At 71.4% G+C, this 24,100-nt stretch carries 20 protein-coding genes; 9 read left to right on the top strand and 11 right to left on the bottom strand.

Features of this window, described 5'->3' with window-relative positions; genetic code table 11:
• Positions 1 to 93 precede the first annotated feature (93 nt).
• Positions 94 to 942 carry a siderophore-interacting protein gene (locus ACQF4J_RS36360; protein WP_351568891.1) on the top strand — a complete coding sequence of 283 codons (849 nt, stop codon included), beginning with the start codon at positions 94 to 96 and terminating at the stop codon, positions 940 to 942.
• 117 nt (positions 943 to 1,059) lie between these two features.
• On the opposite strand, the gene ACQF4J_RS36355 is transcribed toward ACQF4J_RS36360, so the two are convergent.
• The 3 genes from ACQF4J_RS36355 to ACQF4J_RS36345 form a co-directional block, all read right to left on the bottom strand.
• Positions 1,060 to 1,836 carry an ABC transporter permease gene (locus ACQF4J_RS36355; protein ID WP_351568894.1) on the bottom strand — a complete coding sequence of 259 codons (777 nt, stop codon included), beginning with the start codon at positions 1,834 to 1,836 and terminating at the stop codon, positions 1,060 to 1,062.
• Complete coding sequence (locus ACQF4J_RS36350) at positions 1,833 to 2,849, bottom strand: ATP-binding cassette domain-containing protein (protein ID WP_351802480.1); 1,017 nt, start codon at positions 2,847 to 2,849, stop codon at positions 1,833 to 1,835. The genes ACQF4J_RS36355 and ACQF4J_RS36350 overlap by 4 nt, the downstream gene beginning before the upstream one ends.
• Positions 2,850 to 3,108: 259 nt before the next feature.
• Positions 3,109 to 3,741 (bottom strand): PadR family transcriptional regulator, encoded by a 633-nt coding sequence (locus ACQF4J_RS36345; protein ID WP_351568900.1) that lies wholly within the window; start codon positions 3,739 to 3,741, stop codon positions 3,109 to 3,111.
• 221 nt (positions 3,742 to 3,962) lie between these two features.
• Here ACQF4J_RS36345 and ACQF4J_RS36340 point away from each other — a divergent pair, with 221 nt between their 5' ends.
• Positions 3,963 to 5,480, top strand: a complete 1,518-nt coding sequence (locus tag ACQF4J_RS36340; RefSeq protein WP_351802478.1) for an amino acid permease — start codon at positions 3,963 to 3,965, stop codon at positions 5,478 to 5,480.
• Here the strand turns inward: ACQF4J_RS36340 and ACQF4J_RS36335 are convergent.
• On the bottom strand, positions 5,477 to 6,058 hold the full coding sequence (locus ACQF4J_RS36335) for a GNAT family N-acetyltransferase (RefSeq protein ID WP_351802476.1): 582 nt from the start codon (positions 6,056 to 6,058) through the stop codon (positions 5,477 to 5,479). The two genes, ACQF4J_RS36340 and ACQF4J_RS36335, sit on opposite strands and share 4 nt — an antisense overlap.
• Positions 6,059 to 6,101: 43 nt before the next feature.
• The gene (locus ACQF4J_RS36330) at positions 6,102 to 7,499 is read right to left on the bottom strand and encodes a cytochrome P450 (RefSeq protein WP_351568976.1); all 1,398 of its coding nucleotides are present in this window, start codon (positions 7,497 to 7,499) and stop codon (positions 6,102 to 6,104) included.
• Positions 7,500 to 8,002: 503 nt separating this feature from the next.
• Between ACQF4J_RS36330 and ACQF4J_RS36325 the strand changes: the two genes are divergently transcribed.
• The 3 genes from ACQF4J_RS36325 to ACQF4J_RS36315 all read left to right on the top strand — a co-directional run bounded on the left by ACQF4J_RS36325 (position 8,003) and on the right by ACQF4J_RS36315 (position 11,728).
• Entirely contained in the window at positions 8,003 to 9,523 is a 1,521-nt protein-coding gene (locus ACQF4J_RS36325; protein WP_427167718.1) for a hypothetical protein, read from the top strand.
• Between the two features lie 143 nt (positions 9,524 to 9,666).
• A complete protein-coding gene (locus ACQF4J_RS36320) occupies positions 9,667 to 10,743 on the top strand; it encodes a terpene synthase family protein (protein WP_427167716.1) in 1,077 nt (358 codons plus the stop codon).
• Positions 10,744 to 10,786: 43 nt separating this feature from the next.
• Positions 10,787 to 11,728 (top strand): RluA family pseudouridine synthase, encoded by a 942-nt coding sequence (locus ACQF4J_RS36315; RefSeq protein WP_351568984.1) that lies wholly within the window; start codon positions 10,787 to 10,789, stop codon positions 11,726 to 11,728.
• A gap of 15 nt (positions 11,729 to 11,743) precedes the next feature.
• Here the strand turns inward: ACQF4J_RS36315 and ACQF4J_RS36310 are convergent, their stop codons facing one another.
• The 6 genes from ACQF4J_RS36310 to ACQF4J_RS36285 form a co-directional block, all read right to left on the bottom strand.
• Positions 11,744 to 13,237: a cytochrome P450 gene (locus tag ACQF4J_RS36310; RefSeq protein WP_351568987.1), complete on the bottom strand. Its 1,494-nt coding sequence runs from the start codon at positions 13,235 to 13,237 to the stop codon at positions 11,744 to 11,746.
• Positions 13,238 to 13,301: 64 nt separating this feature from the next.
• On the bottom strand, positions 13,302 to 13,922 hold the full coding sequence (locus tag ACQF4J_RS36305) for a GTP-binding protein (protein WP_351568990.1): 621 nt from the start codon (positions 13,920 to 13,922) through the stop codon (positions 13,302 to 13,304).
• Positions 13,903 to 14,310, bottom strand: coding sequence for a DUF742 domain-containing protein (locus tag ACQF4J_RS36300; protein WP_351802466.1), 408 nt, complete (start codon positions 14,308 to 14,310; stop codon positions 13,903 to 13,905). Before ACQF4J_RS36300 ends, ACQF4J_RS36305 begins: the two co-directional genes overlap by 20 nt.
• Positions 14,307 to 14,714: a roadblock/LC7 domain-containing protein gene (locus tag ACQF4J_RS36295; protein WP_058926362.1), complete on the bottom strand. Its 408-nt coding sequence runs from the start codon at positions 14,712 to 14,714 to the stop codon at positions 14,307 to 14,309. Before ACQF4J_RS36295 ends, ACQF4J_RS36300 begins: the two co-directional genes overlap by 4 nt.
• Entirely contained in the window at positions 14,711 to 16,306 is a 1,596-nt protein-coding gene (locus ACQF4J_RS36290) for a sensor histidine kinase (protein ID WP_351568995.1), read from the bottom strand. Before ACQF4J_RS36290 ends, ACQF4J_RS36295 begins: the two co-directional genes overlap by 4 nt.
• A gap of 280 nt (positions 16,307 to 16,586) precedes the next feature.
• Positions 16,587 to 17,213 (bottom strand): TetR/AcrR family transcriptional regulator, encoded by a 627-nt coding sequence (locus ACQF4J_RS36285; protein ID WP_351568998.1) that lies wholly within the window; start codon positions 17,211 to 17,213, stop codon positions 16,587 to 16,589.
• A gap of 191 nt (positions 17,214 to 17,404) precedes the next feature.
• Between ACQF4J_RS36285 and ACQF4J_RS36280 the strand changes: the two genes are divergently transcribed.
• Genes ACQF4J_RS36280 through atzF form a run of 4 tightly spaced genes read left to right on the top strand, consistent with a single transcriptional unit; the run spans position 17,405 to position 24,097 of the window.
• Entirely contained in the window at positions 17,405 to 18,229 is an 825-nt protein-coding gene (locus tag ACQF4J_RS36280) for an urea amidolyase associated protein UAAP1 (protein ID WP_351569001.1), read from the top strand.
• A 59-nt stretch (positions 18,230 to 18,288) separates the two neighbouring features.
• Positions 18,289 to 18,888, top strand: a complete 600-nt coding sequence (locus ACQF4J_RS36275; RefSeq protein ID WP_351569004.1) for an urea amidolyase associated protein UAAP2 — start codon at positions 18,289 to 18,291, stop codon at positions 18,886 to 18,888.
• Complete coding sequence (locus tag ACQF4J_RS36270; protein WP_427167713.1) at positions 18,885 to 22,400, top strand: 5-oxoprolinase/urea amidolyase family protein; 3,516 nt, start codon at positions 18,885 to 18,887, stop codon at positions 22,398 to 22,400. Before ACQF4J_RS36275 ends, ACQF4J_RS36270 begins: the two co-directional genes overlap by 4 nt.
• Positions 22,397 to 24,097 carry an allophanate hydrolase gene (gene atzF, locus ACQF4J_RS36265; protein WP_427168662.1) on the top strand — a complete coding sequence of 567 codons (1,701 nt, stop codon included), beginning with the start codon at positions 22,397 to 22,399 and terminating at the stop codon, positions 24,095 to 24,097. The genes ACQF4J_RS36270 and atzF overlap by 4 nt, the downstream gene beginning before the upstream one ends.
• The last annotated feature ends 3 nt before the right edge of the window (positions 24,098 to 24,100 follow it).

Genomic DNA, 24,100 nt, shown 5'->3' with positions numbered 1-24,100 from the left:
TTCTTGTTTCGGTAATGGCCGCCCTCATTGAGGTGGTTCTCAAGAGAGAGGTGCTAACTTAGGTAAGCCTAAGCATGAATCTGGGAGGCCGTCATGGCAGAACGTCCGGCTCGGAGGCCGCGGAAGCCCCATTCCGCGCAGGTCGTCCGCACAGAACGGCTGACTCCGCACATGCAGCGCGTGGTTCTCGGCGGCGAGGGGCTGGCCGAATTCGCGGCCGACACCTGCACCGACCACTACGTCAAGCTGCTGTTCCCCCCGAGCGAGGGCGTGACCTACCCGGAGCCCTTCGACATGGAGCGCATCCGCGAGGAGCTGCCGCGCGAGCAGTGGCCGGTGACCCGGACCTACACGGTGCGGGCCTTCGACCCCGAGACGCGCGAACTGACGCTGGATTTCGTCATCCACGGCGACGAGGGGCTCGCCGGGCCCTGGGCGATGCGCGTCCAGCCGGGCGAGACCGTGCGCTTCATGGGGCCGGGCGGCGCCTACGCTCCCGACGTGAGCGCCGACTGGCATCTGCTGGTGGGTGACGAGAGCGCGCTGCCCGCGATCGCCCGTTCCCTGGAGTCGTTGCCCGGCGGCACCACGGCGCACGCCTTCGTGGAGGTGGCCGGCCCCGAGGAGGAGCAGAAGATCGACTCCGACATCGAGGTGGTCTGGCTGCACCGCGGCGACCGCCCTGTCGGCGAGACACTGCTGGAGGCCGTACGGTCCTTCGACTTCCCCGAGGGCCGGTTGCACGCCTTCGTCCACGGCGAGGCGCACTTCGTGAGGGAGCTGCGCCGGCTGCTGCGCGTCGAGCGGGAGATCCCCCGCGAGGACCTGTCGATCTCCGGCTACTGGCGCCTCGGTCACAACGAGGACGGCTGGCAGTCCTCCAAGCGGGAGTGGAACGCGAGCATCGAGGCGGAGCAGGAGGGCGCGGCTCCGGCCGCATGAGCTTCGCGGAGGGGCGGCACCCGGTCGAGGTGCCGCCCCTCCGTCATGCGCTCACACCGACCGGAGCGTGCGCCCACACCGACCGGAACCGGCGTTCACACCTCCCGGAACCTGCGCTCACACCGACCGCTGGTACGACCGGAACGTCCGGATCGACAGCCACACCGCCGCCACGGCGAGGGCCAGCAGCCCCCCGCCGCGGCTGAGTACGACGTTCCAGTCGGGGTGCGCGGACAGCGCCGAACGACCCGCGACCATCGCCCAGTTCAGCGGGTTGAAGTCGGCGATGTGCCGCATCCAGGAGGGCATCTGGGACGGCGCCATGAAGGCGGACGACAGGAAGGTCAGCGGCAGCAGCAGGAAGGTGTTGATGCCGATGATCGACTCCCGCTCCCGGACCAGCATGCCCAGCGCGTTGGACAGCGCCCCGAAGATCGTGCCGAGCAGCACCGAGGCGAGCACCAGGATCGCGACGCCACCGGCGCCGCCCGGGTAGTCGGCGCCGCCCGCCAGGGCCAGCAGCACGATGACGACCGACTGGAGCGCGGTGACCAGGCCGTTGTTGACGACGTTGCCGTTCATCAGCGCCGCCCGGCTGACCGGCGTGGTCAGGAAGCGGTTGAGAGTCCCGCGCTGGATCTCCTCCAACGTGCCCATTCCGGCCCACATGTTGGAGCTGAGCGCACTCATCGCGACCACACCCGGGACGAGATAGGTGAGGTAGGTCGTGGTGCCGAAGCCGCCCAGCTCGACGACCTTCTTGAAGAGGCCACCGAACAGGAACAGCCAGATCACCGGCTGCACGAGCGTGATGACCGCGTACGCGGGCTGCCGTGCGAACACCATGAGTTGACGCTGCGTCATGTACCAGGTCTGGGAGACGGCCGTGCTCATCGGGCACCTCCGGCGAGGACGAGGGTGCCGTCGGCCTCGGCGTCGACCTCGGAGTAACGGCGGCCGGCGTAGCGGAGGTAGACGTCGTCGAGCGAAGGCCGGGCGACGGTCGCGGCGGCGACCCCGACCCCCGCCCGCTCCAGGGCGGCGAGCAGCGCCGGTACGGCGGCTGCGCCGTCGTCGGCCCGGACGCTGACGCGGCGGCCGTCGACGAGGATCTCGTGCATGCCGGGCAGCCCGGTCAGGGCGCCGTCGAGCAGGGTGCGCCCGGCCTCGCCGACCGCCTCCCGCAGCTCCACGTGCACGGCGTCGCCGCGCAGCTCGCCCTTGAGGGCGTCCGGGCTGCCCTCGACGACGACCCGGCCGCGGTCGACGATGGCGACGCGCTCGGCGAGCCGGTCGGCCTCGTCGAGGTAGTGCGTGGTGAGGAGGATCGTCAGCCCCTCCTCCCCCGCGAGCCGGTCGATCTCGTCCCACATCGCCGTGCGGGCCTCGGGGTCCAGGCCGGTGGTGGGCTCGTCGAGGAAGAGCACCTGGGGCCGGTGGACCAGGCCGAGGGCGACGTCGAGGCGACGCCGCATACCGCCCGAGTAGCCCTTGACCGGGCGTCGGCCCGCGTCGGCGAGACCGAAGCGGTCCAGCAGCTCGTCCACCCGCAGGTCGAGGGCGGCGCCCTTCAGGCCGTAGAGCCTGCCCTGCAGTCGGAGGTTCTCCCGGCCGGTGGCGACCGGGTCGGCGCCGGAGCCCTGGGCGACCACGCCGATCGCGCGGCGCACCCGGTCGGGGTGGCGCAGCACGTCGTGTCCGGCGACGGTGGCGGTGCCCGAGTCGGGCCGGGCCAGGGTGGTGAGGATCTTGACGGTGGTGGACTTGCCGGCGCCGTTGGGGCCGAGGAGCCCGAAGACGGTGCCCGGTTCGACGGTGACGTCCATGCCGTTGAGGGCGGTGACTTCGCCGGGATAGGTCTTGATCAGCTGACGCGCCTCGACGGCGGGCGCACGGGTACTGCTCATGACGACAGCTCTCCTGAGTGAGCGGATGACGGATGGTGACGACTGATCCGCGTGGGGAGGGCCGGGCTATCCTGGGTGTGCCGCACCTCGATGGCCCGGCCTGCCGCACGGCGGAGTCGGTTCGGGGTTCGAGACCCCGGCGGGAGCTGCTGCAACAGCCCTGCCGGGGTCTGTTTCTTCCTGGGTGCTCCAGGTGGTCTGGATGATCTGAGTAATTCAGGTGATCCAGTGATCCAGTGATCCAGGTGCTCTAGGTGCTCTAGGTGCTCTCCTCCATGAATTCCGGTGGCAGCTCCCCCGTTTCGTGGAACCGGCGCCATGCGTCGACGCCCGGCAGCCCACCGCTGCCGATCTCCTCGACGAAGCCGCGGACCCACTGCGCCTCGGCCTCGACCATGTGGAGGCGGTACTCGACCTCCACCAGGAAGAGCCGGGGCACGGACTCGTAGAGCTTCTCCAGCGCTCCGCGCGAGCTCGCCGCCTGCACCTCCAGGGTCTTCAGCCGCTCCTCGAGGAGCCGCACCGCCTCATCGGGGTGCACGGCCCCGAGGAAGGACAGCGCGCTCTCGAAGACCGGGAACTCCTCGGCGGGGACGGCCAGCAGGTCCGACAGCCACTCGGTCGCCTCCTGGCGCCCGGCCCCGGTGAGGCCGTAGACCGTGCGCTCGGGGCGGTTGCCTTGCCGCTCCACGTCGGTGACCTCCACGAAGCCGTGCTTCTGGAGGTTCTGCACGACGGTGTAGAGCGAGCCGTAGTTGATCTTCGTGCTGGTGTCCTTGCCCTGCCGGCGAAGGGTCTGCGCGATCTCGTACGGGTGCATCGGCTTCTGCCACAGCGTCACCATCACGGCGAGCGCCAGCGGGTTGCCGAGCTTGCGTCGCTTCCTCGCCATGGACCTCACCTCGCCAACGAATATCCGTGGCCGAACATATCGCGACCAGCAGATGAGCGTCAATACACACGATGTATCGCGTTTTGGCGTGCATAGCAAGCACGTGAGGACTTGGGCCCGCCCCCGACATGCCGGCGTGACGCGGCGGAAACAGCCCGTCCCTAATTTCTGTCGCCTGACAGGAATCCGCTCGCAGGACCGTGCCGAAGGCAGGTGCCGCCGTGCCGACAACCGACCATTCCCTAGCCGAGTTCGGCTACCGCCAGGAGCTCCACCGCAGCCTGGGGCGGTACGCCTCCTTCGCGGCGGGCTTCTCCTTCATCTCGGTCCTCACGACCGTCTTCCAGTTCTTCGCCTTCGGGTACGCCTTCGGCGGCCCCGTCTTCTTCTGGGCCTGGCCGGCGGTACTGCTCGGCCAGCTGCTGGTGGCCGCGTGCTTCGCCGAACTCGCGGCGCGCTACCCCATCTCGGGCGCGATCTACCAGTGGTCCTCCCGCCTGTCGAACCTCACCTTCGGCTGGTTCGCCGGCTGGATCATGGTGATCGGGCAGATCGTGGTGGTCGCGGCGGCGGCGCTGGCGCTGCAGATGGTGCTGCCGGCGATCTGGTCCGGCTTCCAACTCGTCGGCACCGACCCGGCGGTGACGTCGACGGACGGCGCCGCGAACGCGGCGGTGCTCGGGGTGATCCTGCTGGTGCTCACCACGATCGTGAACATCGTCGACAACCGCGTGATGTCGGTGATCAACCGGGTCGGCGTGACCGCCGAGATCATCGGCGCGGTCCTGATCGTCGTCCTGCTGCTCACCCACTCGAAGCGCTCCCCCGGCATCACCTTCCACACCGAGGGCGCCGCGAGCTCCGGGCTGCTGGGGGCGCTGCTCGTCGGCTCCTTCACGGCGGCGTACGTGATGATCGGCTTCGACAGCGCGGGCGAGATGAGCGAGGAGACGCACAACCCCCGTCGTACGGCGCCGCGTACGATCCTCACCGCGCTCGCCGCCGCCGGTCTGCTGGGCGGCCTGGTGATCCTCGGCGGACTGCTCGCCGCACCCAGCCTCACCGACGGCCATCTCGGCGTCGACGGCCTCAGCTACGTGCTGACCAGCAGCCTGGGCGACGGGGTCGGCAAGGTCCTGCTCGCCGACGTGGTGGTGGCGATCGCGGTGGCGACCCTCGCCATCCAGACGGCGGCCTGCCGGATGCTGTTCTCCATGGCCCGCGACGGACAACTCCCCTTCTCCGCGCGCCTCGCACGCGTCAACCCGCGCACCGGCATGCCGAGCGCCCCGGCCGTGGTCGTCGGCGTCCTGGCCGCCGCGCTCCTGCTGCTCAACTTCGCCTCGCCGGACGCCTTCCTGGCCATCGGCACCACCTGCATCGTGATGCTGTACCTGGCGTACGCGATGGTCACCGGCCCGCTCCTGGTCCGCCGTCTGCGCGGCGAGTTCACCTCGCGAGGCACGGACGAGACGGGCGGAAAGCTGTTCTCCCTGGGCCGTTGGGGCGTCCCGGTCAACGCGCTGGCCCTGCTCTACGGCCTCCTGATGACGGTCAACCTGGCCTGGCCGCGGGCGGCGGTGTACGACCCGGCGGGCGGCCACTGGTACTTCCAGTGGTTCACGGTCCTGTTCCTCGCCGCGACCCTCGTGACGGGCGCCGGGTACCGCGCGTACCGCAGGACGACCGAGATCACGACTCCCGTACCGGAACCGGCCGTTCAGGAAGCCGCGGTCTAGTCCTCGCGCAGGCGGGCGTGCAGGTGCATGTCGTGCCAGCCGTCCTGGTGGTAGGCGGCGCTGCGCTTGGTCCCCTCCAGGGCGAAGCCGGCCTTGGCGGCGACGCGGCAGGAGGCCTGGTTGGCGGTGGCGTGCAGGAGTTCGAGGCGGTGGAAGCCGATCTCGTCGAAGGCCCAGCGGGTCAGGGTGTCCGTCGCGCGGGTGGCGACGCCCCGGCCCCTGGCCGCCGCCGTGGTCCAGTAGGCGACCTTGGCCTGGGCCTCCACGAGCAGGATGCCGAGCAGGGCCACCCGCCCCAGCAGCCGGTCCGTGTCGGCGTCGACGACGGCCCACTGGGCCTTGCGCTCGCCCTCCCACTCCTCGACCCATTCCCGCACCCACCCGGCGGCCTCCTCCTCGGAGTCACTGCGCCGGATGTGCCACTGATGCATGAGGGGATCCTGAAACGCCTGGTGCACGGCGGGCACGTCCTCGACCCGCCAGGGCCGCAGCACCAGCCCGTCCCCGGTGGCCAGCAGGGGCTGGGAGGCACGGGAGAGGGTGCCCTTGGGCAGCAGTTCGTCGGCGGTGTACGGCATGGGGGGCATCCTGCCGCCCTGTGGTGGCACCTGCCCAACGCTTTTATCCGAGAACTGCCGAGCGCCCTTCGACCCCGTGTCCCGCGACGTCCCGCGCGACGGTACGCATGAACAGCCCTTTGGGTCCCAGGGCGAGCGCATAGGGCGCAGCCCTGACCTGTCGGCCGGGCGTGGGCTCCAGTCGCCACCGGGCGGCGATGGTCGCCAGCGCGAGGGTGGCTTCCGTCAACGCGTACGCGTCACCGATGCACTTGCGCGCACCTCCCCCGAAGGGCAGGAACGCGTCGCGGGGGATGGCCCCCACCCGGTGCGGCGCCCATCGGTCGGGATCGAAGCGCTCCGGTTCGGTGTACAGGTCCCCGCGATGATGTATCTGGTACGGGCTGAAGGCGACATCGGTGGCGGCGGGGATGTGCAGGCCACCGAGTTCGGTGTCGACCGTCGTGGTGCGGGTCAGCAGCCAGCCCGGCGGATACAGCCTCATGGTCTCGGTGATGATGTTCCGGGTGACCTCCAGCCGCGGCAGATCCTCGAAGCCGGCGACGCCGCCGGCGAGCGCGTCGTCGACCTCTGCGTGCAGCCGCTCCGCGACGTGGGGATGACGTCCCAGAAGGTGCAGCGCCCAGGCGAGGGCTTTGCCGATCGTGTCCGTACTCGCGAAGAGGAACGACATGACCTGGTCCCTGACCTCTTCGTCGGACAGCCGTGCCCCCTCTGCACCTGGGCCGGCGAGATCGTCCTGGGCCGCCAGCAACATGGACATCAGGTCGCCGTGGTCGACACCGTCGGCGCGGTAGTCGGCGATGATGCGGTTGATGGTCTGCTGGGACCTGGCGTGTGCGCGGTCGTAGCGCCGCTTGCCGGGTGTGGGGACGGCATCGACGTGAGGCGGCAGGAGCATACGCCGGAACACGCCTTCCTCCAGCGTCGCCAGATCGGTCGCCAGTGACTCCCGCAGGGCGGCGGGCGCGGCGGAGAAGATCGTGACCGCGGTCGTGCGCAGGCTGATCGTGGTCGTTTCGGCCAGCACGTCGATGGTCCGCCCGTGCTGCCACGCGTCGGCCACGGCGTGGGCCTGTGTGCTCATCTCCCGCGCGTAGCCCGGCAGGCGCGCCCGGTGGAACGCCGGCTGGATCATCCGTCGCTGCCGACGATGGTCCTTGTGCAGGCAGGTGCCGAGACCGTTGCCCAGGAACTCGCGACTGCGGTCGAAGAGGAAGCCGCCCTTGTCGAAGGTGCGGTCGTCCACGAGGACCCGGCGGACGAGCTCGGGAGCGCAGACGACGACGGCGCTGACGGGTCCGAGCCGGATGGCCACGACGTCTCCGGAGTCGGGCAGTGAACGCAGGAAGCCCAATGGATCACGCAGGAACCGCAGCGTGTGTCCGAGCAGCGGCAGCGCCCCCGGCGCGATGACGAACGAGCAGTCGGCCTGCGCCATGAGTCCTCCACCGTTGTGGGTGCACATGCACCCGCACAGATCAGGTTGCGCCGCGCCTCGGGGGCACCGACCGACGAAACGGTGTGCCCGGCAACTGACTGCGGTTCTGGGGCCGATGCCCGGGCTCCTCGGAAGGTGCCCTGTCAGTTTGGTACGCAAGCCAACCACATGAGGGCGCACGGAAGTAAGGTCTTGTGACATGGAGGCGCGGACCTGACCGTTCCTGCTCTTCACGCGACATCGTGCGCCCCCCCGCTCAGGACCGCAGTCTGCAACTACCGGCTACACAAACCTCATTGTGAGACGCACTGAGGCTCGCCAGTCACGACCGCGCGCGCTGGGGCGTACAACCGAGCGCATCGCGCCGTATGGCGGGCGGGAAGGTTGTCCCCGACCCTGTTCCTCGGCACGCCTTGACCGGAACCCGGCCCTCACCTGCGCTGCGGAGTTGAGCCGTTATGAATAGTTCCCGTACTGCATGGCATCCTTTGGGCGAAGCGCCTGTGCCGGCCCGCGAAATACGGCGCTGCCTGGACCACGCCGTTGCCGCCTGCCTGGAGTTGCAGCGATCCAACGGCTCGTGGGCGACGCCCGCGCGCCCCCGCATTCTGGAGAACGCCCTCGCGGCCTTCGCCCTGGCCAAGGCGGAATGCGGCTCGCCGTACCACGACCGTGTGCGTGCCTGGCTCCGGCAGGCGGAGCCCCAGAGACACGACGCCTTCACGGCGGCGGCGGACGCATGGCTGCGCGCCCTCGCACTCGACCTCACAAGCCCTCCCCCCTTGCCCGTCTTCCCACGCGACAGTGCCGCGCATCAGCGCCGCCGGTTGCTTCTGCAGACCCTGGGTGTGGCCGCCGGCGCGCCCGGCTGCTCCCCGTACGATCTGCTCGACCACGCTACAAAGGCACTCGGCCACGGACACGGCACCGCGCTGACCGGATGGCATCGAGCACAGTTCCTGTCCGCCGCGATCATCGCCAGGGACGCGGTCGGCCTGCCGGTGGACGAACGCCTTGTCGCCGCGTTGGCCGCCGAACAGGCCCCGGACGGCTCCTACCACGCCATGCCGCTGGTCACCGCCATGGCCTGCCTGGCACTGACCCGGGTCGCACCGGGGCGGCCTGCCACGCACCGCTGTACGACAAGGCTCCTGGCGGACCAACACGCGGACGGGACATGGCGGTTCACGACCTTCGACGTCTGGGACACCGGCCTGATGGTTCGCTGCCTGCGCGGCCACTCCGCTTTCGACACCATTGCCCGGCCCGCGGCACTGGACTTCCTGGCCGACGCCCAGTCCCCACAAGGAGGATGGGGCAGTGTGTCCCCGGCGATCGCCGGCAGCGGACTGGACTGTGACGCGGACACCACGGGCAACACCCTGCTCGCTCTGGCCGGCACGGAACAGGGACGCCGGGTCTGGCCGGCCGTCGCGGTGTACGCGCGCCAGAACCAGGACGGCCGGGGCCTGTGGACCACATGGAGATCGGCCCGGGACACGGTGGCCCAGGACACCGTCGCGCACATGGTCGGCGGAGTACGTGCCCACGCCCCCGACGAGGTCGACGTCGCACGGGCGGCCCGGTGGCTTCACCAGCAGCACCGCGGTGCCAGTCGCTGGACCGCCGACTGGTACGTCTTCCCCGGTTACCCCGCCGCCGAGATCAGTCCGGTGGTGGGCTGGAGCACCGCCGCGGCCCGCTCCGAGGCCAGAGCACTGGCGGCCACTCAGAACAGGGACGGCGGCTGGCCCGCGTTCCCCGGCGCGAGCGGTTCCAGCCCGGCGGCGACAGCCCTCGCCGCGACCGTCCTCATCCGTTCCCGGACCAGCACGCCGCAGGTGCTCGTGCGGGCCGCCCGCTTCCTCGTCGAGACTCAACTGGACGACGGCACCTGGGACGAGCCTGACCCGTTCATGAGTGGACCACGACCGTTCCTCACCGACGTGCTTGCCCAGGCACACGCCCTGACCTGCCGAGGGCTCATGGATCTGCTGCCGCACACGACGGCGGCCCGCACCTGACGGTCCGCGCCGTGACCCCGGCCCGAACACGCCCGTAGCGCAACCGACTCGCTCAGCCGACAGGGCCCGTCCCGACCGATCCGCCCCCTTCGCCCACCGTCGGCCGACCACGCCGCGGGCCGGCGGCCAGGAAGGGAATACGCATGAACGAGCAGCCGCGTGGATCGCTCTCCATACCCTCGCTGTGGTGCCCGATCCCCAGCCGGATCCACCCGCAACGCGCCTCCGTCACCGAGTTCCAGCTCGACTGGAGCCTCCGTCACCGGCTCGTCGCGGGCGACGCCGAGTTGACACGCCTCGCCCGCGCGGACATCGCCGGTCTCGCCGCCCGCTTCGTTCCGCGTGCCACCCTGGCGGGCGTCCGGGCCATGGCCGCCCTGCTCACCCTGACGTTCGTCATCGACGACCTGAACGACGAGGGCCCGCTGCGCGGTCGGCCCGACGAGTTCGCGCGCTACGCCTCGGCGCTCTCCCGCGCACTCGACCGCAGCCCACTGGGCGAACCGACCGAACCCACGGTTGGGGCGCTCCACGACATCGGCCGGCGTCTGAGGCATTCGGTGTCCCCCGGGCTCAGGGCACGCCTCGTCCGCGACTTCCGTCTCACCCTCGCCGCCGAGGTCCGCGAAAGCACGCACAATGTCCGCCGCCTGCCGCCCGACCTGGACACCTATGTGCGCAACCGCCTCGCCACCACCTGGGTGCTGCCACTCACGGACCTCGCCGCATCCGTGGACGGCGCGGAACCCGCTCCGGCGGACCTGGACCGACCGGAGGTACGGGCGCTGACCGAGATGACCGGCCTGATCCTGGGATGGGACAACGACATCTGCGGCTACGCCAAGGACCGTCGCGACGGTGTCGTCGACGTCAACAACCTGCCCGACGTCCTCGCCCGCACCACCGGCGCCGACCCCGCCGAGTCCCTCGCCCAGGCCGTGGCGATGCGTGATCGGGTACTGGCCCACTGGCTGGCACTGCGCGACCAGGTCGCCGACACCGCGAGGCCCGCGCTGGCCGCCCATATCGCCAACCTCGCGTCCATGATCCGCGGGCACCTCGACTGGGCGGCGGCCTGCCCCCGCCACACCGTCCCGCAGGGCGGCTCGGTCATCCGGATCAGCTCCGCGCGCCCCGCTTGCGACACCTCCGGCCCGGACCCCCTGAGGATCCCGTCGATCGCCTGGTGGGGGCGGCTGTCCAGCAAGGTCGCCGGGTAACGGGGTACGAGGCGAGGGCCGACACCTTCGTAAGCTGGACGCGATGAGACGCCGTACTCCGCCCCCGCCCTCTCCCCTGCCGCAGCGCGACGGGGTGGATCCCGTTCGGGTGCGGTTGCCGCCCGCAGGCACCTGGGCGACCGTGCGGGACCATCTCGTGGCGCGCCTCGCGCCCGGGGCCGGGGTGATCGACGAGATGTTCCACGCGGGACGGATCGTCGAGGCCACGGGACGTCCGGTGCCGTGGGACGCCCCCTACGTGCCGGGGATGTACGTGTGGTTCCACCGCGAACTGCCCGCCGAGGAGCGGGTACCGTTCGAGATCGACATCGTGTACCGCGACGAGCATGTGGTCGTGGCCGACAAGCCGCATTTCCTGGCCACCACCCCGCGTGGCAGCCATGTCACCGAGACCGCCCTGGCACGGTTGCGGCGGCAGCTGGACATCCCGACGCTCGGGGCGGCGCACCGGCTGGACCGGCTGACGGCCGGGCTGGTGCTGTTCACCGTGCGCCCCGAGGAACGCGGCAGGTACCAGGCGCTGTTCCAGGAGCGGCGCGTGCGCAAGGAATACGAGGCGGTGGCCCCTCACGACCCCGAACTCGTCCTGCCACGCACCGTGCGCAGCCGGATCATCAAGGAGCGCGGGGTGCTTACGGCACGCGAGGTCGAGGGCGAGCCCAACGCCGTCAGCCGGGTCGACCTGCTGGAGGAGCGGAACGGACGTGCCCGGTACCGGCTGAGACCACACACCGGCCAGACCCATCAACTGCGGGTGCACATGAGCGCGCTGGGAGTGCCGATCCTCGGCGACCCCCTCTATCCCGTGGTGACCGGCCCCGTGCCGGACGGTGATTTTCGTCGGCCGCTCCAACTGCTGTCGCGCGTGCTGGAGTTCGGCGATCCGGTCACGGGGCGCGAGCACCGGTTCGTCAGCTGCCGTCTGCTGCGGGCCTGGTCGTCGTACGACGAGTGGGCCGGATAGCACGGGCTCGGTCGGTCAGTCGCCGTGCCACCAGCGAAGAAGGCGCTGGAACAGATTCGGTCGGCCGACCGGTTCGGGCGTCGCAGGCGGCGTCGGAGCCGGCATCGCGGCGGCGGGCTCCGCGGCGGTGGGCTGCTGAGGGGGAAGCTGTGTCTGCACGGTGCCGATCTGCCAGTCGTTCGAGCGCTGTGACGGCACCGGGGAGATCGTGAGCCGCTCCATGACGTCCTGCTGGGGCTTCGGTGCGAACTCCACCGGAAGTGCCACCAGGTGCTGATTGGAGATGGACGCCCGCCAGCGCAACTCGTCCTCCTCGCAGGCGAGTTCGACATCGGGAAGCCGGGTGAGCAGCGCGTCGACGCCGACGTCGGCGATGGCGCGGCCGATGTCCTGGCCGGGACACTCGTGGGCGCCGCCGCCGAAGGCGAGGTGGGAGCGGTTGCCCTGCATGTTGGCGGTGAGATCCGGACGGACTCGCGGGTCGACGTTGCCGGGCGCGATACCGAAGAGGAGACCGTCGCCCTTGCGGATGTGCTGGCCGCCCAGCTCGGTGTCCTGTTTGGCGAAGTAGCCGAGGATGGTACTGAACGGCGGCTCGTCCCACAGGGACTGCTCGACCGCCTCGGGCACCGTCATCTGGCCGCCGTTGAGCTGGGCGCGGAACCGCGGATCGGTGAGCACCACGCGCAGGACGTTCGCGAGGAGGTTGGTCGTGGCCTCGTACGCGGCGATCAGGACGACGCGCAGGTGCTGGCCCACCTCGTCGTCGGTGAGCCGCGCGGGATGGTTGATCAGGTGGCTGGTGAAGTCGTCCTGGGGGTCCGCCCGGCGGCGGACGGTGAGCCGCATCAGGACGTCCATGATGTACGCGTTGCTGGCGATGGCGGTCTCGCTGCCCTTGAGCATGTCGCGGGCGGCCTGCACGATCTGGTCGTTGTACTCCTCGGGCATGCCGAGGATCTCGCACATCACGGCCATCGGCAGGTACTCGGCGAACTGACCCACCAGGTCGGCCCGGCCCTGTTCGCAGAACTTGTTGACGAGGTGCTGGGTTGCGCGGTTGATGTAGCGGCGGATACCCCGATGGTCGATGGTCGACATGGCGCCGTTGACCGCGCCGCGCAGCCGCAGGTGTTCGTCGCCCTCGGTGTGACTGCAGATGGGCTGCCACGCGAGGTGCGGCATGAGCGGATTGTCGGGCTTGACCATGCCCTGCCGCAGCGGGGTCCACAACCGGAGGTCACGGGAGTACTGCGAGGCCGTCCGCACCATCTGCATGTTCTCGCTGTGGCCGAGCACCACCCAGATCGGCAGATCGTCGTGCAGCAGCGCGGGAGCCACCGGGCCGTGCTCGGCGCGGAGTTGCTCGTACACAGGCCTCAGATCCTCCGACCCGGGGCCGTACAGCCGGCGCAGCCCGCCGGGGCCGATGCCGTGGGCCGGGCAGCCGGGGGGCGGGGCGGTGATGGGCTCGTCCGTGCCGGTCGGGGAGAAGGATTCAGGCGTCACGATGGTCGCTCCGAAGCTGAGGTGGATCAGGTGTGAAGGGGGAGGTCGAGGTCGGGCGCGCTGCTCACGCCCGTGTTTTCGCCGTCGCCAGGGCGTGCAGGAAGCGCATGAGGGTCATCAGGACGTCCCTGCTGGAGGCCCGGCGGCGGGCGTCGCACTCGATGATCGGGATCTCCGCGGCCAGGTCGAGGGCGCTGCGCAGGTCCTCGATGGGGTAACGCGGGGCGTCGGGGAAGGAGTTGACGGCGACGACGAAGGGGACGCCCCGCTCCTCCAGTCGCCCTATGACGTCGAAGCTGACCTCGAGGCGGCGCGTGTCGATCAGGACGACCGCACCGAGCGCGCCTTCGAACAGGCCGTTCCACAGGAACCAGAAGCGTTCCTGGCCGGGCGTGCCGAAGAGGTAGAGCACCAGCTGGTCGGTGATGCTGATGCGGCCGAAGTCCATGGCCACGGTGGTGGCCGTCTTCGACTCGGAGCCGTAGTTGTCGTCGACGCCGACGCCGGCCTGCGTCATGGTCTCCTCGGTCGTCAGCGGCCTGATCTCGCTGACCGAACCGACCATCGTCGTCTTGCCGACTCCGAAGCCGCCCACGATCACGATCTTCACCGCGGCCTGGGCCGTCTGCGGCAGATGATCCTCTGATCGTGGTCCGGGGATGGTGTCAGAGCCTTTGAAGTCCATGCATCACCGCTTCGAGGAGGGAACGGTCGGGAAGCGCCTGCCGCACGATCGGGGCGCGCGCCTGCACCAGTTCGGCCGCCAGCATCTCGGTGAGCAGTACGGTCATCACGCTGAACGGCAGGTTCAGATAGGCCGAGAGCTCGGCCACCGAGAGGGGGGCCGCGCACAAGCGGAGCGTCGCCGTCTGCTCCGGTGTGGCCGAGGGCGGCGGGTCGGCGCGCGCCACGATTAAGGTCACGAGGTCGATGTCCGCCCGCTCGCCGTCCGGTCCGGCGACGACGTACAGCCGTTCCGGGGCCTTCTCGTCGCCCTGCTTGGCGGTCCGCGGGCGGGGCGGCGGGGGTGGTTGCCGGTTCGGATGTCGTCGCCGGCGTTGCGGAGGAGTCATACGGCCTGCCCGTTGCGTCGGGGTGGACTGGTGAGGTGAGCGCCGATGCGGACGACGAGGTCGCGCATGCGGTTGCTCATCAGGCCCGGTTCGGCGACCACGTCCGACAGGACCGCGAGATAGGCGTTGGGGCCGGCGGCCATCAGGTAGAAGTAGCCGCCGTTGATCTCGATGAGGACCATCTTCATCCGGCCGTCGCTGTCCGGGATCTCCTGGGCGACGGCGCCCGCGAGGCTCTGCAGGCCCGCGCAGGCCGCGGCGACGCGGTCGGCCGCGTCCGGATCACCTCCGTAGCGAGCGATGCGCAGGCCGTCCGCGGACAGCACCACGATCATCTCGATGCCCGGTACTCCATCGGCGAGATCCTTGAGCATCCAGTCGAAGTTGGCTCGCTGCTGGATCACTTGGGGTCCCTCTCGTCGTCGGCCTCAAGGCGGGCCGGCTCGTTGGTCGGCTGGGGAATGTCGAACGGGTCGGGCGTGCCCTTCAGGCCGTTCCAGAACGCCTCGACCCACAGGCCCGGTTCGGGCTCGTCCTTCTCCTCCGGCTCGGGCTCGGGTTCGGGCGTCGCCCAGGCGGAGCGGGCCTCCTCGGCCTCCCGTTCGGCGCGTTCGGCGGCGGCCTGTTCGGCGAGCCGCACGCTGAGCGGCGTCTTGACCCGGCTGCGCCGCTGCGGCAGACCGCCCGCCGTCCACTCGGTGACCACGGGGACGTCGTCCTCCATGGAGACGCCGGCGGGGATGCGCGGGCTGGTGGGACGGCGCCGCTTGGGGGCGCGCTTGGGGCCCTCGATGCCGCCGATGTCGAGCTTGGGCGCGGCGGTGGCGCCGATGCCGTGGGCGATGCCCGGCGCGATGTCCTCGGTGACCATCACCCGCGGCACGACGAGTACGGCGCGCACGCCGCCGTACGCCGAGGAGCGCAGCGAGATCTGCATGTCGTACGCCTTGCACAGGCGGCCCACGACGGCGAGGCCGAGGCGCGGGGACTCGCCGAGCTCCTGGAGGTCGACGCCGGCCTTGGCGCGCTCCAGCATGCCCTCGGCCTTGGCACGGGCCTCCTCGCTGAGGCTGACGCCGGCGTCCTCGATCTCGATGGCGATGCCGGTCTGCACCTCGGAGGCGGTGACGTGCACCTTGGTCTGCGGCGGTGAGTAGCGCGTGGCGTTGTCGAGGAGTTCGGCGCAGGCGTGGATGACCGGCTCGACGGAGATGCCGCGGATGTTGACCTTGGCGATGGTGTCCAGCGAGATGCGCCGGTAATCCAGGATCCGGGACATGGCGCCGCGCAGCACGCTGTAGAGCGGGACGGGCTGCGGCCACTGGCGGCCGGGGCGGCCGCCGCCGAGGACGGAGATGGAGTCGGCGAGGCGGCCGATCAGCGCGGTGCCGTGGTCGATGCGCAGCAGGTCGTCGAAGACCTCGGGGTTGCGGCCGTGGTCCTCCTCCATCTCGCGGAGTTCCTTGGCCTGCTGGTGCACGATCGCCTGGACGCGGCGGGCGATGCTGACGAAGGAGCGCTGGGAGGAGTCCCGCAGGGCTTCCTCGGTGTCGATGATGTCGAGGATCGTCCTGAGCAACCGCAGCTGTGACTCGGGCAGTTCGGCGTAGCTCGGGTCGACGTTGGGGAGTTGGCGAATCACCTCTGTGGGCGAATTGCCCCTGCGCAGCCAGTAGATCGCGTTCGGGGCGATCTCGCGTGCGAAGCGGAGCATCTGCTGCTCGTGTCCGGCGAGGCGCTGTTCCAGATACGCAGTGTGACGGCCGGTCTGCTCGCGCAGGGCCCGCAGGCTGCGGCCGCGCCGGACCGCTTCGGCCGCCGTCGCGATCACCAGGAGGGTGGCGGCGGCGCCGCACCAGCCGACCGCGGCCCGGGCCGGGTCGGTCACCACGGCGACGGCGGCGCCGGTCGCCGCGGCCATCAGTATCGCGGGCAGCAACAACACGCGCGCGTAAGGCAGTTCGCGGCGCCCGGGCGGGGATTGAACACTCACCATTTAGGCCCTCTGAAACGAATCGGCAGGGAGTCGCACATATAGGGAACAAGCGCACGAATACATCTCAACTCGGTGCGCTGCGGGCGAGCTTAGTCCGACCGGATCATCGCCGTGTCATATTCAGCAAGCCCCTGAAAACGGGCACCGGAAGCGAGTACTCTCGGCTCCATTTACACGGTGCGCCCTTGTTCGCATACAGCGAGTGACGGCGAATGTGGGTGCGAAAATCACTCACTGTGACGAGTGAAGACCGGTTTCCGGCCGTGACCCGGCGGTCGGTTCAGACGCCGGCGATGCGCAGCGCCGCGTCGGCGGTGGCCTCCGCGAACGCCGACGCCGGGCGGTCGGGATCGGAGCGGTGCACGAGGATCACGCCCTCGATCAACCCGAACAGCAGATCCGTACGCAGGTCGAGCTCGCTCTTGGCGAGCGCTCCGCCGGCGGGCGTGGCCGCGAGCAACTGCCGGTAGGCGTCCTTGAGTTCGGCACGCACGGCATGGAAGCCCGCGAACCGCTCGGCGCGCACCTCGGGCAGCAGGTACAGGCCGCCGAGGTTGTGCGGGCCGCCGCACAGCAGCTCCACGTCCGTGCGGCACAGTTCCCACAGCCGCTCCCCGGCCGGCCTCGCGTCGTCGGCGAGGAGGTCGCGGGCGCAGGCCAGCGAGGGCGTGACGGTGGACTCCAGCAGCTCGGCGAGGAGTTCCTCCTTGCCGGAGACGTAGTGGTACATGGAGGCCTGGCGCATGCCCGCCCGCTCGGCGACCGCCCGGGTGGAGGTGGCCGCGTAGCCGCGGGTGGTGAACAACTCTGCGGCGGCGGTGAGCAGTTCGTCGCGCGGCGAGAGCCCGCTTTCCGGCCGCCGCGCGGCCCGCGGCCTGCCGACCCGGCGCCCACCTGTCGTCCCCATGGGTTCGATCCTCGCACACCGCCCTCCCGCCGGCCTCGCGGCGATCTTGGTGAGGACCCGGTAACCGACCGGCAACGCGCGGGCAACGCCCTCGACCCGCCGGGCCCTTCTAATTTCTGTCGACCGACAGAAATACCCGAAGAGCCCCTGAGACACATCCCGACGAGCCACCCCGCAGCCGGAGGTCCGCGATGGCGACAGCGACCACATACGGAGCCCGAGACCATGCCCGCGCCCAGGAGGGCGCCCGCGCCGAGGCCATGCCCGTCGTCCCGGCGACCGACTGGCCGGCCCCGCCCTGCGAGGCGGGTCATCTGCTGTGGGCCGAGACGGTGGCGGGCGGCAACTACACGCACCGGGTGCTGGCCCGCGGCACCGAGCTGCGTTTGACCGACCTGCGCGGCGACGCCTGCGCCCATCTTCTGCTGTACGTCGCCGAACGGCCCTGGGAGCGGCTGAACGTCGCCGACACGGTCAAGGTGCAGTGGAACGCCTACCTGGGCGAGGGCCGGCTGCTGCTGTCCGACCAGGGCCGGGTCCTGGCGTCGGTCGTCGCCGACACCTCCGGACGGCACGACGCGCTGTGCGGCACCTCCACCCTCGTACGCAACACCCGGCGGTACGGCGACGGCACCCCCCAGTCGGCCTCCCCAGCAGGCCGGGAGCTGCTGAAGCTGGCGGCGGCCAAGAACGGCCTGGAGCCCCGCGACCTGCCGCCCTCCCTCTCCTTCTTCCAGGGCGTCCGGATCGGCGACGACGGCTCCCTCGACTTCACGGGCTCGGCCGGCCCCGGCGGCAGTGTCACGCTCCGCACCGAGCAGGACGTCACCGTCCTGATCGCCAACGTGCCGCATCCGGCCGATCCCCGGCAGGAGTACGTCTCCACCCCGCTGGAGGTCCTGGCCTGGCGCGCCGCGCCGACCGCGCCGGGCGACCCGCTGTGGGACGCCACCCCCGAGGGCCGCCGCGCCTTCCTCAACACCGCCGAACACCTCGCATCGAGGGGGCTCGCATGAAGACCGAGGAAGCGCGTATGGAGACCGAGGGAGCTCGCACGAAGACCGAGGGAGGCCGTATGAAGACCGTGGTTCCGGCCCGCGCCGCCTGGTCGTCGATCGTCCGCGAGGGCGAGACGCTGACCGTCACCGACCTGCACGGCAACCAGGCCGTGGACTTCCTCGTGTACGACGCCCACGACACGTCCGTCCGCTACAGCGCGCCCGACACGATCCAGGCGCAGGGCAACCTCTTCCTGACCACGGGCAGTGTGCTGATGTCCAACGAGCACACCCCGCTGATGACGGTCGTCGAGGACGAGGTGGGCCGGCACGACACGGTGGGCGGCGCCTGCTCCAAGGAGTCCAACACCCTGCGCTACGGCCACCACACCTTCACGCAGCACGCGTGCGTGGACAACTTCCTGGCCGAGGGCGCCCGGCACGGCCTCGGCAAGCGCGACCTCGTCTCCAACATCAACTGGTACATGAACGTGCCGGTCGAGCGGGACGGCACCCTCGGCATCGTCGACGGCCTCTCCGCCCCGGGCCTCGGACTCACCCTGCGCGCCGAGCGCGACGTCCTGGTCCTCGTCTCCAACTGCCCCCAGATCAACAACCCCTGCAACGGCTTCGAGCCGACGGCGGTGGAGATGACCATCACCGGAGCCACGCGATGACCTTCGACACGCTGCTGGTCGCCAACCGCGGCGAGATCGCCGTGCGCGTCATCCGCACCGCCCGCGAACTCGGCCTGCGCACGGTCGCCGTGTACTCCGACCCCGACCGCTGGGCACCGCACGTCCGCCTGGCCGACGAGGCGGTACGGCTCGGCCCGGCACCCGCGAAGGAGTCGTACCTCGACGCCGACCTGGTACTGAAGGCGGCCAAGGACACCGGCGCGGGTGCCATCCACCCCGGGTACGGCTTCCTGTCCGAGGACGCCCTGTTCGCGCGCCGGTGCGAGGAGGCCGGGATCGTGTTCGTGGGTCCGGCGCCGGAGCAGCTGGAGCTGTTCGGCGCCAAGCACACGGCACGGGCGGCGGCCGAGGCGGCGGGGGTGCCGCTGGCGCCCGGGACGGGGCTGCTGGCCTCACTGGACCAGGCCCTCGCCGAAGCCGCGGTCATCGGCTATCCCGTCATGCTCAAGGCGACCGGCGGTGGCGGCGGCATCGGCATGTCGGCGTGCCGGTCGGCCGAGGAGCTGGCCGATTCCTGGGAGCGGGTGCAGCGTGTCGCCGCCGCGTCCTTCGCCTCCGCCGGGGTGTTCCTGGAACGCCTGGTGGAGCACGCCCGCCATGTCGAGGTGCAGGTCTTCGGCGACGGCGAGGGCAGGGTCGTCACCTTCGGCGACCGCGACTGCTCGCTGCAGCGCCGCAATCAGAAGGTCCTGGAGGAGGCACCCGCCCCCGGCCTTCCGGACCACGTGCGCGAGCAACTGTCCGTGAGCGCCCGCGACCTGTGCGCCTCCGTCGGCTACCGCTCGGCCGGCACGGTCGAGTTCGTCTACGACGCCGCCCGCGAGGAGGCCTACTTCCTGGAGGTCAACACCCGTCTGCAGGTGGAGCATCCGGTCACCGAGGAGGTGTACGGCGTCGACCTGGTCGCCTGGATGCTGCGCCTGGCCCGCGGCGAGCGCGACGTCGTCCGCGACCCGGGCACGCCGCGCGGCCACGCCGTCGAGGCCCGCCTCTACGCCGAGGACCCCTCACGCGAACACCGGCCCAGCGCCGGCCTGTTGACGCGAGTGGAGTTCCCGCCGGGCGTGCGCGTGGACGGCTGGGTGGAGACCGGCACCGAGGTGACGACGTCGTACGACCCGCTGCTGGCGAAGATCATCGCCTACGGCTCGGACCGCGCCCACGCGCTGCGCAGGCTCGACGAGGCTCTCTCCCGCACCCGCGTCGACGGCATCGAGACCAACCTGGGCCTCGTCCGGGCGGCCCTGGCCGACGACGCCTTCCGTACGGCCGGCCACTCGACGGCGACCCTCGCCCGCGTCACCGACCCCACCCCCCGGATCGAGGTCGTCTCCTCCGGCACCCTCACCACCGTGCAGGACTGGCCGGGCCGCACCGGCTACTGGCAGGTGGGCGTGCCCCCGTGCGGCCCGATGGACGACCTGTCCTTCCGGCTCGGCAACCGTGCCCTCGGCAACCACGAGGGCGCCCCCGGCCTCGAATGCACGCTTCAGGGACCGGCGTTGAGGTTCACGCACGCCACGACCGTGTGTGTGACGGGCGCCCCCGCCGAGGTCACCGTCGACGGCACGCCGGTCGCCCAGTGGGAGCCGGTGACGGTGCCCGCCGGTGCCGTACTGGAGACCGCCGCACCGGCTCGGCACGGCCTGCGCACCTACGTCCTCGTCGCGGGCGGCCTCGACGTCCCGGCCTTCCTCGGCAGCGCGAGCACCTTCACGCTGGGCGGGTTCGGCGGGCACGGCGGCCGTGCGCTGCGCACGGGCGACGTCCTGCACGGCGGGCGCGTGACCCGGGACGGCGCACCGGTGCCGCCGGCGGACCGGCCCTCCTTCGGCGCGGTGTGGCGGATCGGGGCCGTCGAAGGCCCCCACGCGGCACCGGAGTTCTTCACCGAGGACGACATCCGCGACTTCTACGCGGCCGACTGGAAGGTGCACTTCAACTCCGCGCGCACCGGTGTGCGCCTGGTCGGGCCCAAACCGCGCTGGGCCCGCGCCGACGGCGGCGAGGCGGGCCTGCACCCCTCCAACATCCACGACACCCCGTACTCGGTCGGCGCCGTCGACTACACCGGCGACATGCCGGTGCTGCTCGGCCCGGACGGGCCGTCGCTGGGCGGTTTCGTGTGCCCGGCGACGGTGCTCGGCGCCGAACGCTGGAAGCTGGGGCAGCTCCGGCCGGGCGACACCGTGCGGTTCGCCCCCGTCCAGATCGACGGCTCGCCGCGCCCCGAGATCGTCGACGGCGGGGTCCTGGCCCGGGACGGCGACGTCACCTACCGGCGCAGCGGCGACGACAACCTGCTGGTCGAGTTCGGTCCCCCGCACCTCGACCTGGCGCTGCGCATGCGCGTCCACGCCCTGATGGAGGCGCTGACCGCGCAGGGCCCGGACGGCATCACCGACCTCACCCCGGGCATCCGCTCCCTGCAGATCCGGACCGACCCGGCCCGCCTCCCCCAGCCCGAACTCCTGGACGCCGTACGGGAGATCGTGGCCGCCCTGCCGCCCACGGACGAACTGGTCGTGCCCTCCCGCACCGTCCACCTCCCACTGTCCTGGGACGACCCGGCGACCCGCGAGGCGATCGCCCGCTACATGGCGGGCGTACGCGACGACGCCCCTTGGTGCCCGTGGAACATCGAGTTCATCCGTCGCGTCAACGGCCTGGAGTCGGTGAACGACGTGTACGACACGGTCTTCGACGCCGAATACCTCGTACTGGGCCTGGGCGACGTGTACCTGGGGGCCCCCGTCGCCACCCCGCTCGACCCCCGCCACCGCCTGGTGACCACCAAGTACAACCCGGCACGCACCTGGACGGCCGAGAACTCGGTCGGCATCGGCGGCGCCTACCTGTGCGTCTACGGCATGGAGGGCCCCGGCGGCTACCAGTTCGTCGGCCGCACCACCCAGGTCTGGTCCGGCTGGCAGCAGCGCGGCGCCTTCGAACCGGGCTCCCCCTGGCTGCTGCGCTTCTTCGACCGCATCAAGTGGTATCCCGTGAGCGCGGACGAACTCCTCGACCTGCGGGCCGACATCACGTCCGGCCGCTTCGTGCCGCGCATCGAGGACGGCACCTTCTCGCTCGCCGCCCACCAGGCCTTCCTGGCCGAGAACGCCGAGTCCGTACGGGAGTTCAGGACCCGGCAGCAGGCGGCGTTCGCGGCGGAGCGCGACGCGTGGGAGGCGGCCGGCGAGTTCGCCCGCGCCGAGGCGGCGGCCGCGCCACCGGCCCCGCCCGCCGAGGTCGCCCTTCCGCCCGGGGGCAGGCTGGTGGAGGCCGAGTTCGCCGCGTCGGTCTGGCAGCTGAACGTTCGGCCGGGCGAGGCGGTGTCGGCCGGACAGCCGCTGCTCGCGCTGGAGGCGATGAAGATGGAGTCCAGGGTGCACGCGCCGATGGACGGCGTGGTGACGAGGATCCTGGCCCGGCCCGGCGACCAGGTGGAGGCGGGAACGGCACTGCTCGTCCTGGCCCCGGCGACGAACTGACCGCTGCGGTCCACGAACCGAAAGAGGCACACAGCATGTCCGCTCTCTCCCGTGTCCGCGCCGCCCACGCCCGCATCGAGGCGGTGGACCGGCCCGAGATCTGGATCGACCTGCGTCCGCGGCAGGAGGTCGAGGCGGAGGCGCGGACCGTCGACGAACGCGTCGCCGCAGGTGAGCGGCTCCCGCTCGCCGGACGCCTGTTCGCGGCCAAGGGCAACATCGACGTGGCCGGACTGCCCACGACCGCGGGCTGCCCGGCGTACGCCTACCGGCCCGCGTCCGACGCGCCGGTGGTGGCCCGGCTGCGGGCGGCGGGCGCGATCGTGCTGGGGACGACGAACCTGGACCAGTTCGCGACGGGCCTGGTGGGCACCCGCTCCCCCTACGGCGCCGTGCGCAACGCCCACGACCCCGCCCGGGTCAGCGGGGGTTCCAGCTCCGGATCGGCGGTCGCCGTGGCCCTCGGCATCGTCGACTTCGCCCTGGGCACGGACACCGCGGGTTCGGGCCGGGTCCCGGCGGCCTTCAACGGCATCGTCGGCCTCAAGCCGACCCGCGGCCTGGTCCCCACCACGGGCGTAGTCCCGGCCTGCGCCTCCCTCGACTGCGTGACGGTGTTCGCCCGCACCCTCCCGGAGGCCGAGCAGGCCCTGTCGATCATGACGTCCCCGCCGGCCCGGGAACTCCCCCCGCTCCCGCAGCGGGCACCGGGCCCCTGGCGGGTCGCCGTCCCGGCACCGGGTCAGCTGGGCGAACTGGACGACGGCTGGGCGGAGGCGTACGAGTCGGCGGTGGAACAGCTCGGGTCGGCCGGTGCCGAGGTGCGCACGCTCGACCTCACGCCGTTCACCGAGGCGGCGGCGATGCTCTACGAGGGCGCGTTCGTGGCCGAGCGCTACACGGCGGTGGGCGCTTTCGTCGACAAGGCGGCCCTCGACGGGAGCGAGGGCCTGGACCCCACCGTCACCGGCATCATCACCCGGGCCCGCGACATCCCCGCCCACCGGCTCTACGCCGACCTGGACCGCCTCGCCGCACTGCGCGCCCGCGCCCTGGCCGCGCTCGCCGACTGCGACGCCCTGCTCCTGCCCACCACCCCCGGCCATCCCACCCTCGCCGAGGTCGCCGCCGACCCGCTGGGCGCCAACGCCCGCCTGGGCCGCTTCACCAACTCCACCAACTTCTTCGACCTGGCGGCCGTCGCCGTACCGGCGGGCGAGGTGAACGGCCTCCCCTTCGGGGTGATGCTGATCGGCCCGGCGTTCACGGACCAGCGGCTGGCGACGATCGCCGCGCTGCTCCGCCCGGAGACACGCGTCGCGGTGGTCGGCGCCCACCTCTCCGGTCAGCCCCTGAACCCCCAGCTGCTGTCCCTGGGCGCCCGCCTGGAACGCACGACCACGACCGCCCCGGCGTACCGTCTGCACGCCCTGCGGACCACCCCGCCGAAGCCGGGCCTGGTCCGGGTCGGCGAGAGCGGGGCCGCGATCGAGGCCGAGGTGTGGCGGCTGCCGGCCGAGGGCCTGGGCCGCCTGCTGGCCGCCCTTCCCCGCCCGATGACCCTGGGCGCCGTGGAGCTGGCGGACGGCGGCCTCGTCCCCGGCTTCCTGTGTGAACCGGGCGCCCTCGACGACGCCGAGGACATCACGTCGTACGGCGGCTGGCGGGCATACCGCGAAGCACACCGGCGGTCGTAGGCC

The organism is Streptomyces sp. C1-1 (assembly GCF_050214755.1).
Lineage (GTDB): Bacteria > Actinomycetota > Actinomycetes > Streptomycetales > Streptomycetaceae > Streptomyces.
This window is presented reverse-complemented; position numbering and strand designations above follow the sequence as displayed.